Source organism: Mucilaginibacter sp. Mucisp73 (assembly GCF_059491465.1).
In genome coordinates this window covers 3,077,320-3,101,530 of sequence record NZ_CP168507.1, presented here as the reverse complement: position 1 = coordinate 3,101,530, position 24,211 = coordinate 3,077,320, and the positions used below count along the sequence as shown (strand labels likewise).

Below are 24,211 nucleotides of genomic sequence, written 5' to 3'. Positions count from 1 at the left end.
GAACAATTGAACGAATGAACCATGTTTAGAAATTACCTTAAAACCGCATTTCGCACATTGAAAAAAAATGTGGGTTTCACCGCAATTAATGTATTTGGTTTGTCCCTTGGGCTGGCCACATGTTTACTCATTATATTTTATGTGGTTGATGAGCTAAGTTATGACAAGTTCAATGTTAAGGCCGACAGGATCTATCGCGCCAATATGCAGATTAAATTTGGCGGTATCGATCAAAGCTATGCATCGTCTCCGGCACCGCTGGGGGCTGTATTTCAAAACGATTATCCCGAGGTTGAACGTGCCTGCCGTTTGTTGCAACGCGGCGGTTATAACGTGAAAAAAGGTAACCAAACCATTCACGAAAACAGAATGGTACTTGCAGATTCGACATTGTTTGATGTATTCACTCTGCCTATGATAGCCGGCGACCCCAAAAAGGCGCTGGTTGAACCGAATACCGTGGTTATCACTGAAAGTACGGCCAAACGTTATTTTAACAACACGCAGGTAGTGGGCAAAACCTTTACGTTTGATGAAAAGCTGCTTTATAAGGTTACCGGTGTAATTAAAGATCTGCCCAGGCAATCGCATTTTCGTTATGATTTTTTCCTGTCGATGGCATCAAATGCCGAAAGCAAAGATGGGGCATGGTTTAGCAATAATTTCAACACCTATGTGCTGCTAAAACCTGGTGTGGATGCCAAAAAATTTGAAGCAAAGTTTCCTGCATTGATGCACAAATATGCGGGTCCGCAATTGCAGAGTATCTTACATCTTACTTTTGATTCGTTTGAAGGTTCCGGCAACAAATACCAATTGAGCCTTATGCCATTGACGGATATCCACCTTAAATCAAACCTCGTGTCGGAGCTCGACCATAACGGGAATATCCAGTATGTGTACATTTTTGGCGCGGTGGCAATTTTTATTTTACTGATAGCCTGTGTAAACTTCATGAACCTTTCAACCGCCCGTTCTGCAAACCGTGCCCGGGAGGTAGGGGTACGCAAGGTGCTTGGTTCAAGGCGTCGGTCGCTCATTGCCCAGTTCCTGTCCGAATCTATCATAGTAACATTTATTGCTACGGTGATAGCTATGCTGATGGCATATTTTCTGCTGCCGGTATTCAATAATATTGCGGGTAAAACCATGGAGCTTAATATGGGGTCATTGGTTTGGCTGATTCCCGCTTTGCTGGTTATAGTTTTGGTGATAGGCTTCATGGCCGGTTCGTATCCTGCATTTTTTCTTTCCGCATTTCAACCAATTGATGTTTTAAAAGGAAAGCTTTCCTCTGGCTTTAAGGGCGGTATGTTAAGGAGCTCGTTAGTTGTATTCCAGTTTTTTATATCGATAGTGCTCATCATTGGTACGCTGGTGATCTATAATCAGCTTAAATATATTCAGAATAGAGACCTTGGTTATAATCGCAGCCAGGTATTGGTGATTCACGGTGTGTATGACCTTGGCGACAAGAGCAAAGTGTTAAGAGATGAAGTAAAGCAGTTGCCCGGCGTAATAGGTGTAACCATGACAGGCTTTTTGCCAACTTCTGACTACCGGAACAGCAGCAGCGTTTTCCAGGAACGCGGGCTCGACCCCAAAAAAGCAGTGCTTGCACAAACCTGGGTAGTTGACGACAACTACCTGCCAACCCTCGGCATAAAACTAACCAAAGGCCGTAATTTCTCAAACCAGATGCCTACCGATTCGGCGGCTATGATCATTAATGAAACAGCGGCGAAACTGATGGGCGTACGTGACCCGCTTAACAAATCCATGTTTTTGCCTATGGACAATATGGCCAAAACGTTTAAAGAATATCATATAGTAGGTGTTATTAAAGATTTTAATTTCGCTTCGCTACGCAATAATGTAAGCCCGGTGATATTGATGTACGGACAGGATACCGGCGCCTTAAGTGTAAAAGTAAATACCGCTAATATCACTGCACTTATGGCAATGATCAGCGACAAATGGAAATCCATAAAGCCGGGTAAGGAGTTTGAATATTCGTTTATGGATGATGATTTTGATTCATCGTACCGTGCGGAACAGCGGATGGGCACCATATTCATCATATTTACAAGTTTAACAATTGTGATAGCCTGTTTAGGTTTGTTTGGCCTTGCTGCATATGCGGCCGAACAGCGCACTAAGGAGATAGGCATCCGTAAAGTACTTGGCGCTAATGTAGGCGCTATAGTAGGTATGCTGTCAAAAGATTTTATCAAACTGGTAATGATAGCAATAGTAATAGCCATTCCGGTTGCCTGGGTCGCCATGCAGCAATGGTTGCAGGGCTTTGCGTACAGGCAAAACATACAATGGTGGGTGGTAGTATTGGCTGCGGTTTTGGCCGTGTTGATCGCTTTTGTAACCATCAGCTTTCAATCTATCAAGGCGGCACTGGCCAACCCGGTTAGGAGTTTGAAAAATGAATAATTGTCATTAGGTCATTTAGCTTCGCCTTATTAGGTCAAAAAAGAAAATGACAAAAGTGGCCAAATGACTTAATGACTACGCGGTAATGACACAATGATATAAATATGATACGTAACTACATAAAAACAGCATGGCGAAACCTTTATCGGAATAAGGGATTTTCGCTGATCCACATTTTGGGGTTAACCATGGGGATAACCGTTTGCCTCATGATATTCCTGTATATTATGAATGAGTTTAGCGTGGATAATTTTCATAAGCAGGGCAAAAACATTTACAGGGTGATGCGCGGTTTTGATAAGTCGAAAGCGCCCACATCTTACCTCTCGGGGCCTTACGGCCCTGCCATGCTGAATGATTATCCGCAGGATATCAAGATGGCAGTGCGGGTTTCTCCACGAAATAACCTGGTTTCTTTTGGCGAGAAATCGTTCAATGAAAAAAAGGTTTACGCGGTTGACTCCAACTTTTTTAGCCTCTTTACCTTCCCGTTGCTGAGGGGGGATGCTACTTCGGCACTAAACCATCCGGGCAGCGTGGTGCTAACTGAAACCACCGCCAAAAAATATTTCGGCAATATTGATAATGCCATGGGCAAAGTGGTGCAGATGGATAAACGCCTGCAGTTAAAGGTAACCGGTATTGCCAAAGATGTACCTTCCAACTCGCATCTTGATTTTGATTTGGTGATGCCAATAGCCAATTACACCCGCGACCAGGGTTTTAATGTATGGATTAACAATAGCCTGTTTGTTTACCTGTTATTGAATGAGCATAGCAGCCCGGCTGCATTGGAAAGCCGCTTTCCGCAGTTTATGGATAAGTACATGGGCAAGGATATGCAGCGTTTCGGTACCAAATTTAATCTGAGCCTCAGACCATTCAAGGATATCTATTTTGAAAATGCTTCGTCGTTTGATAATGTAAAACATGGGGATAAAACCGTGGTATTCATCTTTATTTCGATAGCAGTGCTCATCATGATCATTGCCTGTATCAATTTTATGAACCTGGCCACTATCCGCGCTGTCGAACGTTCAAAAGAAGTAGGGATGCGCAAGGTTTTAGGCGCGTTAAGAAACCATTTGGTATGGCAATTCATAGGCGAATCTATTTTGCTGGCGCTAATTTCATGCGCGCTTTCTATTGGTTTGTTACTCCTGCTGATGCCATCATACAACGGCTTGCTGGGGTATGAACTCACTGTATCATGGAACAGTGTACCGATTTACCTGTTTCTTTTAGGAGTTATTTTATTTGTGGGTTTCCTTGCCGGAAGCTACCCGGCTATATTCATGTCAGCCTTTTCGCCTATTGAGGCGTTAAAGGGTAAGCTTAAATTAGGCAAAGGCGGGTCATTTTTCAGGCAATCGCTGGTGGTGTTCCAGTTCAGTATTTCGGTGTTGCTTATTATTGGCACTATCGTGATAGTTAACCAGATGCGGTATGTCAAAAACAAATCATTAGGTTATGACAAAGAGCAAACGGTTATTGTGCAGATCGATAATAACGATATCTATGACCACAGGCAAACATTTAAACATCAGCTGCAAAATTCGGACTATGTGAAGTCGGTATCCCTGATGTCGGGCGAGCCGGGCGGCTTTTTTGATATGCAGGGCTTTGAGGTTGAAGGCCAGCATGAAACGTTCAAATCCAGGTCGGAATTTGCCGACTTTGAATATGTAAAAACATTTGGCCTAAAAATCATTGCTGGCAGGGATTTTTCATCACAGTTTGCTACTGATACTACGAACTCGGTATTGATCAACCGTACAGCGGCTAAAGAACTGGGCTTTACGCCGCAGCAGGCTATCGGTAAATGGATTAAAAATACAGTTCGCGATAGCAGTCGCCGCACCATCATCGGTGTGGTTGAAGATTTTAACTTCCTTTCACTAAAAGAAAACATGGATGCCCTGGTTATTTCGCCAAGCGAAGACAGGCGTGTAGCAGTAATCAAACTAAAATCCGGGAATATCCAGGGTGGTTTGGCGGCTATCAAAAACATTTATGCCGAAGTTGCGCCCGTTTATCCGTTTGAATACAGCTTTCTTGATCAGCAGTTTGATACTACCTATCGCAACGATATCAGGCAGCAGACCATGTTAAGTATATTTTCAGGGTTGGCCATCTTTATAGCCTGTTTGGGCTTGTTCGGTTTAGCCTCATTTACCGCGGCGAAACGTACCAAGGAGATCGGGGTCCGTAAAGTATTGGGTTCATCGGTACAAAATATCCTTATCCTGATATCAAAAGATCTGCTGAAACCGGTCTTATTAGCTACAGTGATTGCTATCCCCCTGGGTTATTACAGCATGGATAAATGGCTGCAAAGTTTTGCTTACAAAACACCTTTGCATTGGTGGATCTTTGTTTTGGCGGCTTTGCTTACATTTGTTATAGCAGTGGTTACCATTAGCTTTCAATCGTTAAAGGCGGCACTTGCAAACCCTATCCGGAGTTTGAGAAGCGAATGAGATCAGTTTGCAGATAGCAGTGGCAGTTTGCAGTAGCAGTTGAAGAAATAGGATACACCCTGAGCCCGTGTCCCCACGGGCTTTTTTATGACGTTCTGTCATTATTAGGCAGCCTGAATTTATTTTCAGCACCATGCAACGTATTTGCTAAACGCCTGGTCTTATTATATATAAACCAAAGATCATTATTATGAAAAAGTATTTACTTGTGTTATTTGTTGCCTGTGCAGGCAGCGCTTTTGCACAAAATAATCAGAAAACACTATACCTCACCAAATCATTGTCAGGACAGGCTGTGAAAAATGTATTTGTTAATACTTCGGGCGGTAGTATTACTGTTAGCGGCGCATCGGGCGAAGAACCGAGAGTTGAGGTTTTTATACAAGGTAATAATGGTAATAATGACCTTTCCAAAGAAGAGATCAAAAAGCGCCTCGACGAAAATTACGACCTGAGCATTGATGTTAACGGCGGGGAGCTGCATGCCAAGGCTAAAAGCAAGCACGATGGCAACTGGGACTGGAAAAAATCGTTAAGTATCTCGTTCCGTGTGTATGTACCCGGCAGTGTGGCAACTAATCTAAATACCAGCGGAGGCAGTATCCATTTGGATAATCTAACAGGTGCACAGCAATTTGAAACCAGCGGTGGCAGTTTACATCTTGATAAAATTACTGGTATAATTAAAGGCCGTACTTCTGGCGGCAGCATTCATGTAAGCGATTCAAAAGAAAATATCGATCTGCAAACCTCAGGCGGCAGTATTGAAGCCCGTAATTGCATGGGGCATATCAGACTTGAAACATCTGGCGGTTCGTTGCATCTCGATGGTTTAAAGGGAGATATCAAAGCTACAACCAGCGGCGGCAGTATCAGCGGCAGTAAAATTGATGGCGATTTCATTACCGGCACATCAGGTGGTAGCATTAACCTTACTGATTTGTCGTGCAGCCTCGATGCTTCAACAAGTGCCGGCAGCTTTCATGCGCAATTTGTAAGCGTTGGTAAATCTGTTAAAATTGATGTAAGCTCGGGTCATATCGATCTGCAGTTACCGTCAAAACAAGGTCTTAACCTCGATTTGCGCGCCAACAAAATAGAAAGTAACCTTGCAGATAACTTCTCTGGTAACAAGGATAAAGAAAGGGTAGAAGGCAAACTTAACGGCGGCGGATCCCTCGTTGAAGTACGTGGTAATGGGCGAGTTAATCTTACCGTCAATTAATATCAGTGTAAGGAATATTACAAAGGCCTGTTGCTCAAATAGTGACAGGCCTTTTGTGTTGCCTGGGGTGTATCATAACCGAACACATGGTGTTACGTCTTCGTACAGTTTTTATATGAAATAAATCGTAATTGATTGATATTTAGAGATTTGATTTATTGGTATGGCTTTTAAACCTGCATTAAGGTTAATCGTACACTCATGTTCAGAAACTACATCAAAACCGCCTGGCGAAACTTAAGGCGGAACAAAATATTCTCTTTTATTAATGTGTTTGGCCTGTCTGTAGGCTTAGCATGCTGTATGCTCATTTGTGCTTATGTATATAGTGAATTAAATTATGATCAATATCCGGCACAGGCCAAACAAATGTATCGTGTCGGCTTACGTTCCATTGAAAATAATGGCGTAAGCGAATACCCGATGGTTGACATCGCGGTAGGACAGGGGATTAAAAATATGTTTCCCGAAGTGCTTGAAACTACAAGGCTTGCCCGTCGTGGTCCGGTTTTTATAAAATATAACGACAGGCAGTTTAAGGAAGAGCATGTGCAGATGATAGATGCCAATTTCTTTCGCCTGTTTTCGATACCATTGGTTGATGGTGATAATAAAACCTGCTTTACTGAACCTAACAGCATGGTAATCACGAGGGCCATGGCTACCAAATATTTTGGCAACCAGGAAGCTGTAGGAAAAGCTGTTACAATAGACGGGAAGCCTTATAAAGTAACAGGAGTAATTGACAAAATACCCGATGATTCGCACTTTCATGGCGATGCATTTTTAAATATGGCCCCTTTTGTTGAAAAAGCAAAGCAAAGCTGGAGCAATATTGGTTATTTTACTTATGTGGTATTAAATAAAAATGCCGACGCAAAAAAACTGGAAGCTGCTTTCCCTGAAATGGTGCGGAAATTTGTTGTGCCCGAAATTGCCCATGATATGGGTATGAGTTTGGCACAGGCAAGCAAATCGGTGAACACTTTCCTGTTTTTCCTGCAGCCTTTAAGCGATATCCACCTGCACTCGGCAACCAAATACGAATTGGAGCCTAATGGAGATATTCATTATGTGTATATATTCGGTGCATTGGCTGTTTTTATATTGATATTGGCCTGCATCAATTTTACTAACCTATCAACGGCAAGTTCGGCCAAACGCTCAAAAGAAGTGGGCATCCGTAAGGTGCTTGGTTCTGAAAAGAGCGGACTGGTTTCCCAGTTTCTCACCGAATCGGTTATGCTAACCTTAGGGGCTTTATTATTGGCATTAGGTATTGTATATCTGCTGTTACCGCTGTTCAATAATTTGGCGGGGAAACATATCGAACTTAGGTTTTTCCTGAGCCCTATGGCTTTGCTTATCGAACTGTTTACAGCTTTTGGCGTTGGAATTCTCGCAGGTATTTATCCGGCATTCTTCTTGTCCTCGTTTCAGATCATCGCTGTGTTAAAAGGCAACAGCGCTACCAAAGCAGAAGGAAAAGGGATTTTACGCAGCGGATTAATCATTTTTCAGTTTGCGGTATCTACAGCACTTATTATATCAACTTTTGTAGTGTACCAGCAATTACACTATATGCAGAACAAAAAGTTGGGTTATGATAAAGACCAGGTATTGATAATTAATGATGCCTATACCTTAGGCCATAATGCAGATGCTTTCAAAAATCAACTTCTGCGCAACCCGCAGGTGTTGAATGCTACTATATCCAGCAGTGTGCCAGGTATGTTAGCCGGTGTTGATGGTACCCAAATTGCTGCTAAAGAATTTGATGACAAGGGTGGTCATGCCGAGATCCATACCAATATTTACCATGTGGATGAAAGTTATGTGCCTACTTTAGGTTTACAGGTTATCAACGGGCGCAATTTTTATCAATCCTTTCCCGCCGATTCGATGTCGGTAGTAGTGAACGAAGCTTTAGTAAAAGGTTTGGGATGGGGTAACACCAACCCGATAGGTAAAACTATAGTGCGTTCAGCCCGTACCCAATACAAAGTTGTAGGTGTGGTTAAAGATTTTCACTATGCTTCGGCCAGGCAAAAAATTGCACCATTAATGCTTTTATCGGGGCATAGTACAGGTACATTAATTTTGAAGGTTAAAACCGCCGATATAAAATTGCTGATTGCGAGCCTTAAAACCGAATGGGACAATCTCAGACCGGAAGCTCCTTTCAGTTATTCGTTCCTTGACGAGCAGTACGCGTCACTTTATGCCTCTGAGCAACAAACCGGCAAAATATTTACGGTATTCTCCTGTGTGGCTCTGATCATCGCCAGCTTAGGTTTATTCGGCCTGGCAGCTTTCATGATCAGGCTTAGGGTTAAAGAGATCGGTATTCGCAAAGTGCTGGGCGCATCAACCGCGAATATAACAGTCATGTTATCGAAGGAGTTTTTGAGGTTGATCGTCATTGCTTCTGTTATATCGTTCCCGGTAACATGGTTTGCCATGAACAAATGGCTGCAGGATTTTGCATATCGCATCAGCATCCAATGGTGGGTATTTTTACTCGCGGGCACTATTGCGCTGGTAGTTGCCGCTGTTACTATAAGCTTTCAATCAGTTAAGGCAGCTTTGGCTAATCCGGTGAAAAGTTTACGATCAGAATAGGTCATTGGGGCATTTGCTTCGCGTCATTAAGTCATTGAAAAGTTCAAAATGATTTAACGACCCAATGCCCCGATGAGCAAAAAAAATGACTTAATGACTCAATGACAAAATGAAATAACATGATAAAGAATTATTTACGGAGTGCCCTGCGCAATATTGCCCGGCACAAATTTATTTCGTTCATCAACATTTTTGGCTTAACCATAGGGTTAACCTGTTGCCTGCTTATCTTAACTTACATAGTTAAGGAGCTCAGTTATGATAAGTTTAACCATAATGCCCCCAATATTTATAGGGTGAGCCGGAGTTTTAATACGGCCGATGGTATCGTCAACCTGCATCTGGGGGCCGTGGCGCCCCCTTTTGGCCCATTGTTAAAAAATGAATTTCCAGACATAAAAAAGGTAACACGCTTGTTCCCGAACGGAGATGTGGTTTTGCGCTATAAGGAAAAATTGCTCGTTGAAAAGGGCTCTTATTTTGCTGATGAAAACTTCCTTAGTTTCTTTGATCTTAAAACAGTAGCAGGTGACCCTAAAACTGCCCTTAGTGAGCCGTATACAGTGATGATGACCGAAGATATGGCGCGCAAGTACTTTGGTAACGAAGATCCTATAAACAAAGAAATCAGGCTTGATAATACAGCCAATTTTAAAGTTACAGGTATTTTTAAGCCATTCCCGACTAACTCGCAGATGCACCCTCAAATGTTGCTGTCATTCAATACACTGAACGATGACAAGGTTTACGGACGTAATCAACTGGCAACCAATTGGGGGAACAACTCATTTTTTACCTACCTGCTATTGCCCGATCATTATAATATTGATCGAATCAGCTCGCAGTTTCCGGCTTTTATAGATAAATACATGAATTCTCCCGGGCAACCCCGGCAGTCAAAATTTACCCAGCTGCATATTCAAAGATTCCTGGATATTCACCTGCATTCACATCTTGATGATGAAGTAGAACAAAATGGCGATATTAAAAGGGTCTACATTTTTTCGGCTATCGCCCTGTTTATTTTGCTGATCGCTTGTATCAATTACATGAACCTATCTACTGCCCGCTCAACGCTTAGGGCTAAAGAGATCGGTATCCGCAAGGTGATCGGCGCACAACAAAAAGAGATTATTACCCAATTTTTAAGCGAATCTGTGTTGATCACTTATTTTTCGCTTGTACTGGCCTTGACTTTGACGTGGTTGCTGCTGCCACTTATTAACCGGCTTTCAGAACTTAGTCTTTCTATCAATAGTTTATTTCAACCGATAATTTTAATATCGGTGTTATTGCTGCCGCTGATTATCGGACTTATCAGTGGTATTTATCCGGCTATTTTTATGTCGTCATTTAAACCGATAAAAGTTTTAAAAGGTATCCTTAAAGTTGGATCTGGAAATATCTCGTTCCGTAAGGTATTGGTGGTGGTGCAGTTCTCCATCTCCATCATCCTGATTGTTGCTACGACGATAGTTTTTCAGCAATTGAGGTATATTCAAACCAAATCACTTGGCTTTAATAAAGATCATTTAGTAACATTGGGCGGTATCCCTGCTAACCAGTTTGAAGCTTTCAGGGCAGAGGTATTACGGGATCCTGCTGTAAAAGATATCGGCCGTTCATCGCGGATTCCGTCGGGGAGATTGCTGGATGATCAGGGCGTTTCTGTTTTTGACGGGGATAAACCGCTGCCGGTTAAAGCAGATATCAAATGCATCAATGCCGATTATGGCTTTATTCCAACCTACGGTATAAAAATGGCAGCTGGCAGAAATTTCAGTCGCGAGTTCGCCACCGACAGTAATAATTTTGTGATCAACGCATCGGCAGTAAGTGCATTAGGATGGAAATCGCCTGAAAACGCTATAGGCAAGGATATGAGCTATGGTGGCGTTAAAGGAAAAGTGATAGGGGTGGTTAATGACTTTCATTTCGAGTCATTACATCAAAATATCATCCCGCTTTTAATGGAGATGCCCTCATTCGTCAACAATAGTTATAGAAGAATAACGGTTAAGATTGATGGTAATCGCATCAATTCGGCATTGGCGACCCTTGGGCAAACCTGGAAAAAATATCAACCCGAAACACCTTTTGAGTACAGCTTTTTAGATGAACGTTTCCAAAAGCTATACAACAGCGAGCAGGAACAGGGTAACCTGTTTACCATATTTTCGTGCCTGGCAATATTCATTGCCTGTTTAGGCTTATTCGGGCTTTCGGCCTTCACAATATCACAACGGGTAAAAGAAATTGGTGTGCGCAAAGTACTTGGCGCAAGCATACCGCAAATTGTTACCGAACTATCAAAAGACTTTTTGAAGCTGGTGATCATAGCATCGGTAATTGCTTTACCAATCGCGTGGTACGCTATGAGTAAATGGCTGCTTGATTTTGCCTTCAGAATTAACATACAATGGTGGGTTTTTGTGATGGCCGGCGTAATAGCGCTGATCATCGCTTTTGCAACCATAAGCTATCAATCAATAAAAGCAGCTATGGCTAACCCGGTGAAGAGTTTACGTTCTGAATAAATTCGTCATTATGTCATTTTGCTTCGCGTCATAAAGCCATTTTTTGATTAGCGCGAGGCAAAAATGACTTAATGACCTAATGAAATAATGACTTGACAATGTTTAAAAACTATTTCAAAATCGCGCTGCGTAATTTTTGGCGGCATAAATTTTTTACATTCATCAATGTAATCGGTTTATCTATAGGGATCAGTTCGGCGCTGGTTATTTACCTGATAGTTCATTTTGATTTTACTTTTAATCAAAACTTTGATAACGGCGACCGCATTTACCGGGTAGTATCAAACTATACCTTTTCCGGCGAAGAAGCGCATAACCGCGGCGTATCAGGCCCGGTGCCAGAGGCTGTACGGAACAATGTAAGCGGTGTTGAGTTTGCTGCTCCATTCTTTACCTTAAATCAGCCCAATGTACTTGTTCCGGGAAAAGGCGGCATTCCTGTTAAGTTTAAATTGCAGGATAATGTGATCCTTGCCGATGGACGCTATTTCAGTATGTTTAAATATAACTGGCTTGCGGGTTCGGCGAAGACAGCTTTGAATGCCCCTAATCAAACGGTACTTACTGCTGATCAGGCAAAAAAGTATTTTCCTAAGCTTTCATACGGCCAGATGATGGGCCGGGTAATCACTTATGATACTATTAGTGTGGCCGTTAGTGGCATTGTTGAACCATTAAAGGGGAATAACGATTTTACTTTTCACGATTTTATCTCTTATTCAACGGCAAAAGCTAATAAAGCGCTGTCTGACGAACTAAGCCTTACCAGTTGGGGAGGTACTACTTCGTCATCCATACTTTTTGTTAAGCTGGCGCCCAATGCCACTGCAGCCAATTTTGAAAAGCAACTAAATATTATTCTTAAAAAAAATGATCCTCCAAAACCCGAAAACAAGGGCAACACACGTAATTTTGCCTTACAGCCTTTGAGCGATCTGCATTTTAACAGTATATACGGAACATTTGATTCCGGTAATCCGGCTAATAAAACAACACTTTACGGTTTACTGGTTATAGCTGCCTTCCTGTTGTTATTAGGCTGTATTAATTTTGTTAATTTAACTACCGCGCAGGCTACCCAAAGAGCCAAGGAAATTGGCGTACGTAAAACAATGGGAAGTAGCCGTACCCAGCTTATTACGCAGTTTCTGAGCGAAACATTCATCATAACCCTTTTGGCAGTTATCATTTCGGTGGCGTTGGCACCCGCTATATTAAAGCTGTTTAAAGATTTTATATCCGCAGGTGTTAAACTTGACCTGCTGCACCAGCCCCATCTTTTTGTGTTCCTGTTTTTATTGATAATAGTGGTAAGCTTATTGTCGGGCTTTTACCCCGCAGCTTTGCTATCAGGCTACAAACCTGTTTTAGTGCTTAAAAATCAGGCATCGTCAAACACGGGTAAAACACGTAATGCGTGGCTACGTAAATCATTAACAGTAACTCAATTTGTTATTGCCCAGTTTTTTATAATGGCTACTGTGCTGGTAGGCAAACAGATTCATTATGCACTTACAAAAGATCTGGGTTTTAAAAAGGATGCCATCCTGATCATTAACTCACCCTGGAAAAATCGAACGCTTAGTAAGAACCAGGTATTTATGGACAAACTCAAGGCAATACCACAGGTTGAGTTGGTAAGTGCAGGTAAGGCCGCTCCATCATCAACCAGTACCAATTCAACGGAAGCTACGTACATAGATGGCAAAAAGGAAATAAAGATTGAATTGTACGAAAAGTACGGCGACCCTAATTATATTAATGTATACAAGCTTAAACTTTTGGCCGGACGTAATATACAATATGGCGACAGTACCAGGGCATTTTTAATTAATAATACTTACGCAAAACTAATAGGGTTTAAAAATCCGGCTGATGCTGTAGGTAAATACATTGATAAATTTAATGGCGATAAAAGAATGCAGATCATAGGTGTAGTGGCCGACTTTTATTCTGAATCATTGCATTCGGCAATTAAACCTACCTGCATTCATATCAGTAACAGTTATTACAACAACGGTACCTTTCATATCGCGCTTAAGCCGCAAACTGCCGGAGGTAACGAATGGAAAAAAGCTATCGCATCAATGGGAAAAGCGTGGAAGGAGATTTATCCTGAAGACGATTTTGAATATAGCTTTTTTGATGAAAGCATCGCCAAATTTTACGATGCTGAGCAACATACATCAACTTTGCTAACCTGGGCAACCGGTTTATCGATCTTTATCAGCTGCCTTGGTTTATTAGGTTTGGCCATTTATAATACCAATCAACGCACCAAAGAAATAGGTGTACGTAAAGTACTTGGCGCTACAGTAGCACAGATAGTCACCCTGCTTTCAACCGAGTTGGTGATGCTCATTGTACTGGCCTTTGTATTGGTAACTCCACTGGCCTGGTATGCAATGAACAAATGGATGGAAGGCTTTGCCGACCGTACAACAATAAGTTGGTGGATATTTGTAGTAAGCGGCGGCGGAATGTTGCTAACTGCACTGATCACTTCAAGTTTTCAAACTGTTAAAGCTGCGTTGGCTAATCCAACGAAGAGTTTACGTTCTGAATAATTGGTCATTTGAGTCAGTTGCTTCGCGTCATTAAGTCATTTTGATAAATGATTTAGAAAAGCAAAATGACTTAATGACCATGCAATAATGACTCAATGACTAATTAATATGCTCAGAAATTATTTTAAAATAGCATTTCGTAATTTAGGTAAGCACCGCACTATCAGTATCATTAATATTGCCGGACTTACTATTGGCATTACCGCAGCGGTATTTATAATGTTGTGGGTACAAAATGAGTTTAGCTTTGACAATTACCACCCTGATGTTGATAATATCTACAGGGTAAAAACCAAACTAAGCCTGACTAAAGACGAAGTGTGGGACTGGGAATCATCTCCTTATATGTTAGGCCCGGTTGCCAGGCAGGAAATACCGGGTTTAAAGAATTATACGTTTTTGTGGCCGGGTTATATGATGACGGTGCACCATAATAACCAACTGATATCGGAAAAAAAGTATGCATATATAGATGCTAATTGGTTCAAAGTATTCCATTACGATTTTATCGACGGAAGCGCCGATAGCTTTTCGAAAAATCCATTTAGTTTAATCCTGACAGAATCAACAGCAAAGAAATATTTTGGTAATGGCGAAGCTGTCGGCAAAATGCTGAAAGTTGACTCCATGAACTACCAGGTGCAGGCAGTAGTTAAGGATAATCCTGCAAATTCAAGCTTTCAGTACGATATATTGATGCCGGTAGAGGCTAAACTCAGCAATGCACATGAAAAAGAACAGGCGAGCAATTGGGGTAATTACAGCGGCCTCACATTTTTAAAGCTACAGCCGGGCGTAAATATTAAAGAGGTAGGCCAAAAGCTAACCCAAATTATCAGGAAAAATAACAAGGGCAGCGAAAACACAACCATGAGTGTGATAGGCCTCAAGGATATCCATTTTGAAAGTGGCTTGCTAAGTACTTCATTTGAAAACGGCAACCGAAAGTTGGTTAACATCTTCCTGATCCTGGCTTTTTTACTTTTATCAACGGCATGCATTAATTATGTAAACTTAACTACGGCAAGGGCAAGTGTGCGTTCAAAAGAGGTGAGCGTACGTAAAATTGTTGGTGCCGGCAGGAGGCAGCTTTTCGCCCAGTTTATGTCCGAATCATTGGTTGTTAGTTTCTTATCATTATTATTTGCCATTTTATTTATCCAGATTTGCCTGCCCTGGTTTAACCAGGTTACCGAAAAGCATTTTGTACAACCACTAACATCCGGTATTACATGGTTGATATTGTTGGGTACACTGATAGTTTGCTTTATTTTTAATGGCTTATATCCCGCTGTGTTATTGTCGTCATTTAAGCCATTAAGCGTGTTTAAAGGTAAGGCACTATTGAATTTTAAGGATGGCGGCATCCGTAAAACGCTGGTTGTTTTGCAATTTGGTATCTCGGTGATGCTTATCATTAGTACAATGATCATTTACCGTCAGCTTAATTTTATGAAAAATGCTGATTTGGGGTATAAGCGCGAACACGTTTTTGTAATGACTATACCATGGCAGGTGCTTGGCTTAGACGATAAGACAAGGGAGTCGAAATTAAAAAGTATCGCCAGCGAGTTAACACGGCAAAGCGCGATAGCTGAGGTCTCTCAATCGGCCAACGATGCCTTTTTTAATAATAGCAACAAGGTTTCAGGATCAATGGACTGGGAAGGCCGGCCGCTGGATTATAAACCTTCGGTTTCCACCATATCGGCCGACGAAAAATTTCAACATATACTAAGCCTTAAAATGGCCGAGGGGCACTGGTTTGATAAAAATGGCTCCGATCAGCATAATGTAGTTTTGAATGAAACCGCAGTAAAACAGCTTGGTATCCATAAGCCTGTTATAGGGCAGCGGTTTAAGTTTAACGGCGATTCGGGCATAGTTGCCGGTGTGGTGAAAGATTTTAATTTCAGGAGCCTGCATGAAAAGATAGGTCCTATGGTTATAAATAACCATACTGATTGGGCTCGTAGTTTTTATATCAAAACTGCTCCCGGCAATACGGCGGCAGCCATCAGGATAGCCCAAAATGTATGGAATGAATTTGTTCCCGACCAGCCGTTTGATTATAGTTTTATTGATGACGGTTATAATAAACTTTACCATGCCGAACAGCGTTCGTCAACATTGATAGCCGCTTTCGCCATTATAGCCATTGCAATATCGGCCATGGGTTTACTCGGCCTGGCCGCCTTTGCTGCCGAACAACGTGTAAAAGAAATAGGCATCCGTAAAGTGCTTGGTGCCAGCGTTCAAAATATCATCGGGCTATTATCTGCCGAGTTTTTGAAAACGGTTGTGATAGCCAATGTCGTTGCTTTCCCGGTGGCTTGGTACATGATGAACAAATGGCTGCAGGATTTCGCATACCGTACAAATATCACATGGTGGATCTTTGCTGTTGCCGCGTGCATAGCACTTTTAATAGCATTGATAACCGTAAGCATCCAATCTATTAAAGCTGCACTGGCCAACCCGGTAAATAGCTTAAGGAGCGAATAGATTTTTGAGGCGAAAGGTTAAAGGCGAAAGCTAAAAGGTAGTTGTCAATTTATGAAAACGTCCGATGTTAGAGACCTTCCGCCTTTAACCTTTCGCCTTTAACATATTTTAACTACTCATTTAAAGGGTTTTGCGTATCATCGTATAAAGTATTTGATATGATAAAAAACTACTTTAAGATAGCCTGGCGTAACCTTTGGAAGCATAAGTTTTACACCTTTATCAATATGTTTGGCCTGGCGCTGAGCATAGGCTGCAGTATTATACTTTTTCAGTTTATTACCTATCATTTGAGTTTTGATACTTATCACCATGATGCCAAACAGGTATATAGGGTTGTTCACCAGCTTACTTTTGATGATGGCATGCCGTTATATGACCAGGGAGCGCCTTTGGCTTTGGCAAGAGATGTGAAAGCGAACAATCCGCAGGTGAAAGATGTAGGTGTGTTATTACGAATGCATGATATCAATGTCAGCATTCCTCAAAATGATGGGGCTGGTAAAAAAATGTTTGCCGAGCATGAAAATATCAGCATAACCGATGGCCATTTTTTTAATTTATTTGATTACGGGTGGGAGCAAGGCAATCAGAATACCGCTCTTACCGAACCTAATACCGTAGTTTTAAGTCACTATCTTGCCGAAAAGTATTTTGGCAGCCAGGAGGTTGTCGGAAAAACTATCAGGGTTGATAATAAGAATACCTTCAGGGTGACAGGTGTTGTTAAAGGTCACCCGGCTAATACTGATATCAAAGCAGATCTGTTTCTTTCTCTCGCCACATTAAAAAATATCTATCCCGATATTGCCAATGGCCTTCAAAATGACTGGGGCTTTATCAATTCAACTAACTCAATTTATTTAGAACTTAAGGATGGAGCAAATCCGCAATCGGTAGAAAAAGATATCAATCGGTTGAATGTGAAATTACATGGTGCGGAAGCCGCAAAACCATACCATTTTATGATGCTTCCGCTAAGCGAAGTGCATTTCGACGGTCGCTTTGCGGGTGTTATCCAACGCTCTTTATTGGTAACCCTTGGTATAATTGGTTTACTGCTCATTATTATTGCTTGCGTTAACTTCATCAATATGGCTACAGCCCAAAGCTTTAAGCGTGCCAGGGAGATAGGTACCCGCAAAGTTTTAGGCAGCTCACCGCGGGCAATATTCATTCAGTTTATTTCCGAAACATCATATATCGTAGTTTTTGCGGCATTGTTATCATTTGTAATGGTGATTACAGCCATCCCGGTGTTGAATAATTGGCTGCAAACTCAACTGAGCTTTAAGCTTTTTAATGACTATCGCCTTGCTGGTTTTACTGTAGTTGTTTTAGTCCTTATCATAATAGCTGCCGGTTCATATCCCGCACTGATATTAAGCAGGTTTAAGCCTGTAAACGCTTTGAAAAACCAGCTTGGCGGTAAAACGCACGCTGCTGGTTTTACCCGTAAAGGTTTAATTGTGGTTCAAAACATAATAGCCCAGGTGCTTATCATTAGCACGATATTGATAACCATGCAGGTTAAATATCTTAAAACTGCTGACCTCGGTTTTAATAAAAATGCCGTTGTAATGATTCCGGTGCCAGATAATGATAAAAGTAAAACCAATTATTTGCGTAACCAGTTGCTGGCCGATCCAGCGATAAAAAGTATTTCATTTTGTTATCGCGCGCCATCTTCTACAGCTGATAAAGGCGGATCAATTAAATTTGATACCCGCGACTGGGAAAAATTTGTTGGGTATACTCAGATAGGTGATGCCGACTATGTTAAAACTTTTGGAATGCAGTTAATTGCGGGCCGCAATATTGTTGAAGCCGATACCGCTCGTGAATACCTGGTTAACGAAGTGCTGATACATAAATTGGGTTTAAAAGACCCGAAACAAGCTATCGGCAGGTTTTTTACCGCCGGGGATTTATCCAACAATCCGGGAATTATAGTGGGTGTGGTTAAAGACTTTCATGCCAAATCATTATATACAGCTATAGCACCTGAATATATTTCCACCTTCAGAAAAGGATATCAATATGCAGGCGTAAAAATCGGTTCGAATAACCCTTCAGCTGTTATCGACCGTATTAAGAAAGAGTGGCAGGAGATTTATCCGGATAATGTATTTGAATACCGCTTTCTCAACCAGCAAATAGCCGACTTTTATCAAAAGGAAGATTTGTTAAATAAGCTGATCACCTCAAGCGCGATAATCGCTATTTTTATCAGCTGCCTCGGTTTGCTTGGCCTGATATCGCTGTTAACGCTTCAGCGTACCAAAGAGATTGGCATCCGTAAAGTGCTTGGCGCATCGGTAACCAATATAACAGGTTTGCTTTCTGTTGATTTTCTGAAATTGGTACTGATTGCTGTTATTGTGGCATCGCCTATTGCCTGGCTTATGATGAGCAAATACCTTCAAAATTTTGCTTACCGCATAGATATTCAATGGTGGGTATTTGTGCTGGCTGCTTTTGTAGCGCTGCTGATAGCATTTATCACAGTAAGTTTTCAATCCATTAAGGCAGCGATGGCAAACCCGGTTGAAAGTTTGAGGAGTAGAGATTAGAGATTAGTTTATGATAATATATGAATAAACTAATCATGTGTTGAAGGCACAAGTGAGCCTTACAATTGCTCACACACAACACTTGCGCCTGCCGGGCGCAGGAAACAAACTTCTAAATCCGAAATCGAACATCCCAAATCCCAAATTAAAACTAATCTCTAACCTCCAACCACTAATCTCTAATCCCACTGTATCAATACCGTACACAAGGTGTTACACTTACGAACAGTTGATGATTTTTATTTGATTTAAATAGTTGATATTCAGTTAATTTTGGTTTTGGTATAGCTTTTACATCAATTTCGAAAATTACTGTACGATATGCTTAAAAATTACTTCAAAATAGCCTGGCGCAATATCGTGCGTCATAAAGGCTATTCTGCTATAAATGTTGCGGGTTTAACAGTTGGCCTGGCTGCCTGCCTGCTCATTTTTGTGATTATTCAGTTTGAGCTTAGTTTTGATACTTTCAATCCTAATTATAAAAGCATTTATCGTATAGTTACCCAGGAAAAGCACGAATCGGAAACTACCACCAATCCCGGAGTTGCTGTTCCTGCTACAGATGCCCTTCGTTTGGATATACCTCAGGCTAAAGTGGCAGCTTTGAACAGCAGCTATGGTAGCCAGATCACAGTGCCGCAAGCCACCGGAAGTAGTAGCAGTGATAAGAAATTTACTGAAAATATTGGCGTGTTATTTATTCAGCCTCAATTCTTCGATATTTTTAGTTACAAATGGCTGGCTGGAAGTCCCGCTGTACTGGCCAGTCCGGATATGGTTGTGTTGGATAAAAGCTCGGCCATTAAGTATTTTGGCGACTGGACAAATGCTGTGGGCAAAATTCTTAAAATGGATAATGTTTTGACGCTGAAAGTATCCGGCATTGTAGAAGATGCCCCGGTTAACAGCGATTTTCCGTTTAAAGTAATGGTATCATTTGATACCTGGAGACAGCATCCCAAAGATTACAACTACAGCGCCGAATGGGGATCAACCAGCAGCAGCCATGAAGTGTTTATGCTGTTCCCGGCCAGCATGTCAAAAAGCAGTATCGATGCACAGTTAAAAGCATTTTCGACCAAGCATTTTAAAAAGGGATCGGCAGAAACTACGCTGTTACCACAGCCGCTTGCCGATATGCATTTTGATACCCGGATAGGTAACCCGATTGGTGACCATAGCACCAGCAGGGCCACCTTGCGTACCCTGTCATTCATAGCTTTGCTCATCATCATTATGGCTTCTATCAACTTCATCAACCTTTCAACAGCGCAATCTGTCGGACGGTCAAAAGAAGTTGGTATCCGCAAGGTGTTGGGCAGTACACGTCCGCAATTGATTTTTCAGGTAATTGGCGAAACAACAATTATCGTCATTGCTTCGGCTTTAATTGCCTTGGCAGTTGCCCGGCTGGCCATGCCTCAATTGAAAAATATAGCCAATGTGCCTGATAGTATCAGCTTATTTACTACTGGGAGCTTATTTTTTTTAGCGGCCAGTACAGTTACTATCGTTTTATTATCGGGCATTTATCCTGCATTGGTAGTATCAGGTTTTAAACCTGTGCTTGCACTTAAAAATAAAATAACAGCAGCTTCTATTGGCGGTATCCCGCTTCGCCGGGGATTGGTGATTGCACAGTTTGCCATATCACAATTGCTCATTATTGGTACCATCGTAGCGGTAAACCAGATGGACTTTGTAAATAAAGCCGATCTCGGTTTTAACAAAAATGCGTTGCTCATTATTCCCGGCTATACTGATAGTTTAAGCCTCCGTAAAATGGAATCATTTAAACAACAGGTGTTGCAGGATCCTAATGTTAAAGCAATCAGTTTCTCTTCGGATGTACCATCATCAGAAAATAACTGGGGTACAAATTTCGATTTCAATAACTCAACCAAGGACGTTGGCTTTAATACCTACCTTAAATTTGGAGATGTTGATTACTTCAAAACTTATGGGTTAAAGTTTGCAGCGGGCAAAGGATATGACGTAAGCGATACCGCAAGACAGTACGTGGTTAATGAAACCTTTATCCATAAATTGGGTATCCAAAATGCTAATGACGCCATAGGCAAAACATTACGTTTGGGCGGTGGCAAATGGCTGCCAATAGTCGGGGTAGTTAAGGATTTTAAAACCAACTCACTTCGTGAGGCTATAAAACCAATAGTAATATCGCCTGCTAAGAAATTCGAGGGGCAAATAGGTATCAAGATCCAAACTGATGATTTGAGCAAAACTGTATCTCAGTTGCAAAAACTGTGGGAGAATACTTATCCCGAATATGCTTATAACGGTTATTTTCTGGATGATAATATTGCTAAATTTTACGAGCGGGAGAACAAGATGGCCCTGGTGTACAAAGTATTTGCCGGGATAGCCATTTTTATATCATGCCTTGGTTTGTATGGACTCGTATCATTCATGGCTGTTCAGCGCACAAAGGAAGTTGGCATTCGGAAGGTATTAGGTGCATCGGTAAGCAGCATCGTATTCCTGTTTTCAAAAGAGTTTATGATACTTATCGGTATCTCGTTCCTGATAGCCATGCCCGCCGCATGGTATATTATGAACGGATGGCTGCAAAACTTTGTATACCGTATTTCGATGAGCGTCTGGATCTTTTTACTGGCAATAATATCATCGCTGATAATAGCCTGGGTGACAGTAGGGTATAAGGCTGTTAAAGCGGCACTTGTTAACCCGGTTAAAAGCCTGAGAAGTGAGTAGCAGTTGACAGTGGCAGTTTGCGGTTAATGGACTACGCAAGTACCAATGAACTAATGAACAACTAAACCATGATAGGAAATTACATTAAAACAACTGTACGCGGCCTGATGAAAAACCGGGCTTACAGTTTTTTGAACATAGCCGGTTTGGCTATTGGCGTTGCTTGTGCATCCATGATATTTTTGTGGGTGCAGGATGAGCTTACGTTTAATCACAGCTTTGCAAAGCGCGATAATCTGTACACAGTTCGTGAAAATCAAACCTATGATGGTAAAACCTCCACATTTCGCGCTACGCCGGGGCCAATGGCCGCTGCACTAAAAGCAGATATTCCCGGTGTAAAAAATGCGGCACGTATGGCCGGCTCTGATAATATAGTATTTGCATTGGGCGACAAAGTGATCAACGAAGATGGCTCCTATACTGATGCTGAGATTTTTCAGATGCTGAAACTGCCGTTTTTACAAGGTGATGAGGCCAATGTTTTTCATGAACTGCATTCGGTAGTAATCAGCTCTACTATGGCTAAAAAGTTTTTTGGTGATGTTAACCCGGTAGGTAAGGTCCTGAAGATGAACAATGAGCAGGATTTTGCAGTTACCGGGGTGTTTGCAGATTTTCCCAAAAATTCAACATTCCGAATGCAATGGTTTGCACCATTGAAAAATATCGATCATATGCAGCCCTGGATGCAGGACTGGGGAGCAAACTGGGCTCGTACCTATGTGGAGCTGGAACCATCGGCAGACGTTAATGCCGTTAATAGAAAGCTGGCCAACTACATCGGTACTAAGAAAAATGGTAACAAAACCGTTTCGTTCCTGTTCGGAATGAACGACTGGAACCTTCGTGATAAATTTATTGATGGTAAAATGAATGGCGGTCGCATTGAGTATGTTCGTCTGTTTTCAGTAATTGCCTTTATTATACTTATTATAGCTTGCATAAATTTCATGAACTTGTCAACCGCAAGATCTGAGAAAAGAGCTAAGGAGGTTGGGGTACGCAAAGTGATGGGAGCCGGTAAAGGTAAGCTTGTAGCCCAGTTTATAGGCGAGGCGGTGATTATGGCGTTTATAGCGGTAATTGTAGCTGTGTTTTTAGTTTACGCAGTTCTGCCATCGTTCAATAATATGGTTCAAAAAGAGCTTACTATCGACCTTTTGCAACCACTCCATTTGTTTTATTTATTGTCAATAGGTTTGGTTACCGGTTTGCTGGCTGGCAGCTATCCTGCGTTTTACCTGTCGTCATTTAACCCGATTGCCGTATTAAAAAATATCAAATTACCATCTGTAGCTGGCGCGGGCTTTATCAGGCAAAGTTTGGTGGTGATCCAGTTTTCTGTTTCTATCATACTCATCATTGGTACGGTAATTATCTATCAGCAAATTCAACACGTTAAAAATCGTGAGCTGGGTTATCAAAAAGATAACCTTGTTTATATCGATACCAAAGGCAAACTGACAGATCATTTTGCTGCGGTAAACAATGAATTAAAACAAACCGGGGTTGTAGCCGATGCTTCATTGAGTGAATATCCAATTTTACAAATTTGGAGTAACACAGATAATTTTTCATGGGACGGAAAAGATGCCTCAAAAAATCCACTGATCACTATCGAAAGTGTAAGCCCTCAGTTTGTATCAACCATGAATATGAAACTGCTTGCCGGCAGGGATTTTTACGCCAATGCTAAGCTCGATAGCAGCAACGTGATCATTAATGAAGCCTTTGCCAAACAAATGGGGAAGGCAGGTCATGTAGGTGGTATCATTAGAGATGGCGGTAGTAAACCTTATCAAATTGCTGGAATCATTAAAGATTTCCTTTATAATGATATGTATGTTTCTGGCGCACCGCTGATGCTGTTTAGCCGTCCGCAAAACAATAACATTTTAACTATCCGCTTTAAAGAGGGCGTTAATTTAACCGAGGCGCTGGCAAAAGCAGGCGAAGTTTATAAACGCGCCAACCCCGGTTATCCATTCGAATACAAGTTTGTTGATGCTGATTTTGATGAGCTTTTTAAAACGGAGGCCCTTACCGGTAAGCTGTCGGGCATATTTGCATCGCTGGCTATCGTGATTTCATGCCTTGGTTTGTTTGGCTTAGCAGCTTATACTGCCGAAAGAAGGATCAAAGAAATAGGCATTCGCAAGGTACTTGGTGCTTCGGTAGCTGGTTTAACCGGGTTGCTATCCCGTGATTTTTTAAAGCTGGTTGCAGTTTCGTGCCTGATTGCCTTTCCGGTTGCCTGGTATGCAATCAATAACTGGCTGCAAAGTTATCAGTACCGGGTAACTGTACAATGGTGGGTATTTGCTGCCGCCGGCATTGCCGCTATTGTTATAGCGCTGGTAACTGTGAGTTTTCAGGCTGTTAAGGCGGCATTGAGCAACCCGGTGAAAAGTTTGAGGTCTGAATAGCCTCGCCCAACCCTCTCCAAAGGAGAGGGCTTTAAATGAAATTGAAACAATAATATAAAAAGGTCCCTCCCCTTTGGGGAGGTTAGGAG

General features: G+C 41.7%; 10 protein-coding genes. All 10 read left to right on the top strand.

All coding sequences use genetic code 11. The annotated features are described in order from the left end of the window. Window positions 1–21 precede the first annotated feature (21 nt). The 10 genes from ACEN82_RS12970 (at window position 22) to ACEN82_RS12925 (ending at window position 24,122) form a co-directional block, all read left to right on the top strand. A complete protein-coding gene (locus ACEN82_RS12970; RefSeq protein WP_413317309.1) occupies window positions 22–2,445 on the top strand; it encodes an ABC transporter permease in 2,424 nt (807 codons plus the stop codon). 104 nt (window positions 2,446–2,549) lie between these two features. Beyond that, complete coding sequence (locus tag ACEN82_RS12965) at window positions 2,550–4,925, top strand: ABC transporter permease (RefSeq protein ID WP_413317307.1); 2,376 nt, start codon at window positions 2,550–2,552, stop codon at window positions 4,923–4,925. Between the two features lie 190 nt (window positions 4,926–5,115). After that, complete coding sequence (locus ACEN82_RS12960) at window positions 5,116–6,150, top strand: DUF4097 family beta strand repeat-containing protein (protein ID WP_413317305.1); 1,035 nt, start codon at window positions 5,116–5,118, stop codon at window positions 6,148–6,150. A 201-nt stretch (window positions 6,151–6,351) separates the two neighbouring features. Continuing rightward, a complete protein-coding gene (locus ACEN82_RS12955; protein WP_413317303.1) occupies window positions 6,352–8,772 on the top strand; it encodes an ABC transporter permease in 2,421 nt (806 codons plus the stop codon). 119 nt (window positions 8,773–8,891) lie between these two features. Further along, complete coding sequence (locus tag ACEN82_RS12950; RefSeq protein ID WP_413317301.1) at window positions 8,892–11,309, top strand: ABC transporter permease; 2,418 nt, start codon at window positions 8,892–8,894, stop codon at window positions 11,307–11,309. Between the two features lie 98 nt (window positions 11,310–11,407). Then, window positions 11,408–13,876, top strand: a complete 2,469-nt coding sequence (locus ACEN82_RS12945) for an ABC transporter permease (protein WP_413317299.1) — start codon at window positions 11,408–11,410, stop codon at window positions 13,874–13,876. 108 nt (window positions 13,877–13,984) lie between these two features. Beyond that, window positions 13,985–16,381 carry an ABC transporter permease gene (locus ACEN82_RS12940; RefSeq protein WP_413317297.1) on the top strand — a complete coding sequence of 799 codons (2,397 nt, stop codon included), beginning with the start codon at window positions 13,985–13,987 and terminating at the stop codon, window positions 16,379–16,381. A 158-nt stretch (window positions 16,382–16,539) separates the two neighbouring features. Then, entirely contained in the window at window positions 16,540–18,954 is a 2,415-nt protein-coding gene (locus ACEN82_RS12935; RefSeq protein WP_413317295.1) for an ABC transporter permease, read from the top strand. A gap of 321 nt (window positions 18,955–19,275) precedes the next feature. Next, window positions 19,276–21,693, top strand: coding sequence for an ABC transporter permease (locus ACEN82_RS12930; protein WP_413317293.1), 2,418 nt, complete (start codon window positions 19,276–19,278; stop codon window positions 21,691–21,693). 68 nt (window positions 21,694–21,761) lie between these two features. Continuing rightward, complete coding sequence (locus tag ACEN82_RS12925) at window positions 21,762–24,122, top strand: ABC transporter permease (RefSeq protein WP_413317291.1); 2,361 nt, start codon at window positions 21,762–21,764, stop codon at window positions 24,120–24,122. Window positions 24,123–24,211 lie beyond the last annotated feature (89 nt).

Bases quoted from the DNA above. Each gene is read 5' to 3' on its own strand.
- ACEN82_RS12930 (WP_413317293.1), top strand. From the start codon at position 19,276: ATGCTTAAAAATTACTTCAAAATAGCCTGGCGCAATATCGTGCGTCAT.
- ACEN82_RS12945 (WP_413317299.1), top strand. From the start codon at position 11,408: ATGTTTAAAAACTATTTCAAAATCGCGCTGCGTAATTTTTGGCGGCAT.
- ACEN82_RS12935 (WP_413317295.1), top strand. From the start codon at position 16,540: ATGATAAAAAACTACTTTAAGATAGCCTGGCGTAACCTTTGGAAGCAT.
- ACEN82_RS12970 (WP_413317309.1), top strand. From the start codon at position 22: ATGTTTAGAAATTACCTTAAAACCGCATTTCGCACATTGAAAAAAAAT.
- ACEN82_RS12965 (WP_413317307.1), top strand. From the start codon at position 2,550: ATGATACGTAACTACATAAAAACAGCATGGCGAAACCTTTATCGGAAT.
- ACEN82_RS12960 (WP_413317305.1), top strand. From the start codon at position 5,116: ATGAAAAAGTATTTACTTGTGTTATTTGTTGCCTGTGCAGGCAGCGCT.
- ACEN82_RS12925 (WP_413317291.1), top strand. From the start codon at position 21,762: ATGATAGGAAATTACATTAAAACAACTGTACGCGGCCTGATGAAAAAC.
- ACEN82_RS12955 (WP_413317303.1), top strand. From the start codon at position 6,352: ATGTTCAGAAACTACATCAAAACCGCCTGGCGAAACTTAAGGCGGAAC.
- ACEN82_RS12950 (WP_413317301.1), top strand. From the start codon at position 8,892: ATGATAAAGAATTATTTACGGAGTGCCCTGCGCAATATTGCCCGGCAC.
- ACEN82_RS12940 (WP_413317297.1), top strand. From the start codon at position 13,985: ATGCTCAGAAATTATTTTAAAATAGCATTTCGTAATTTAGGTAAGCAC.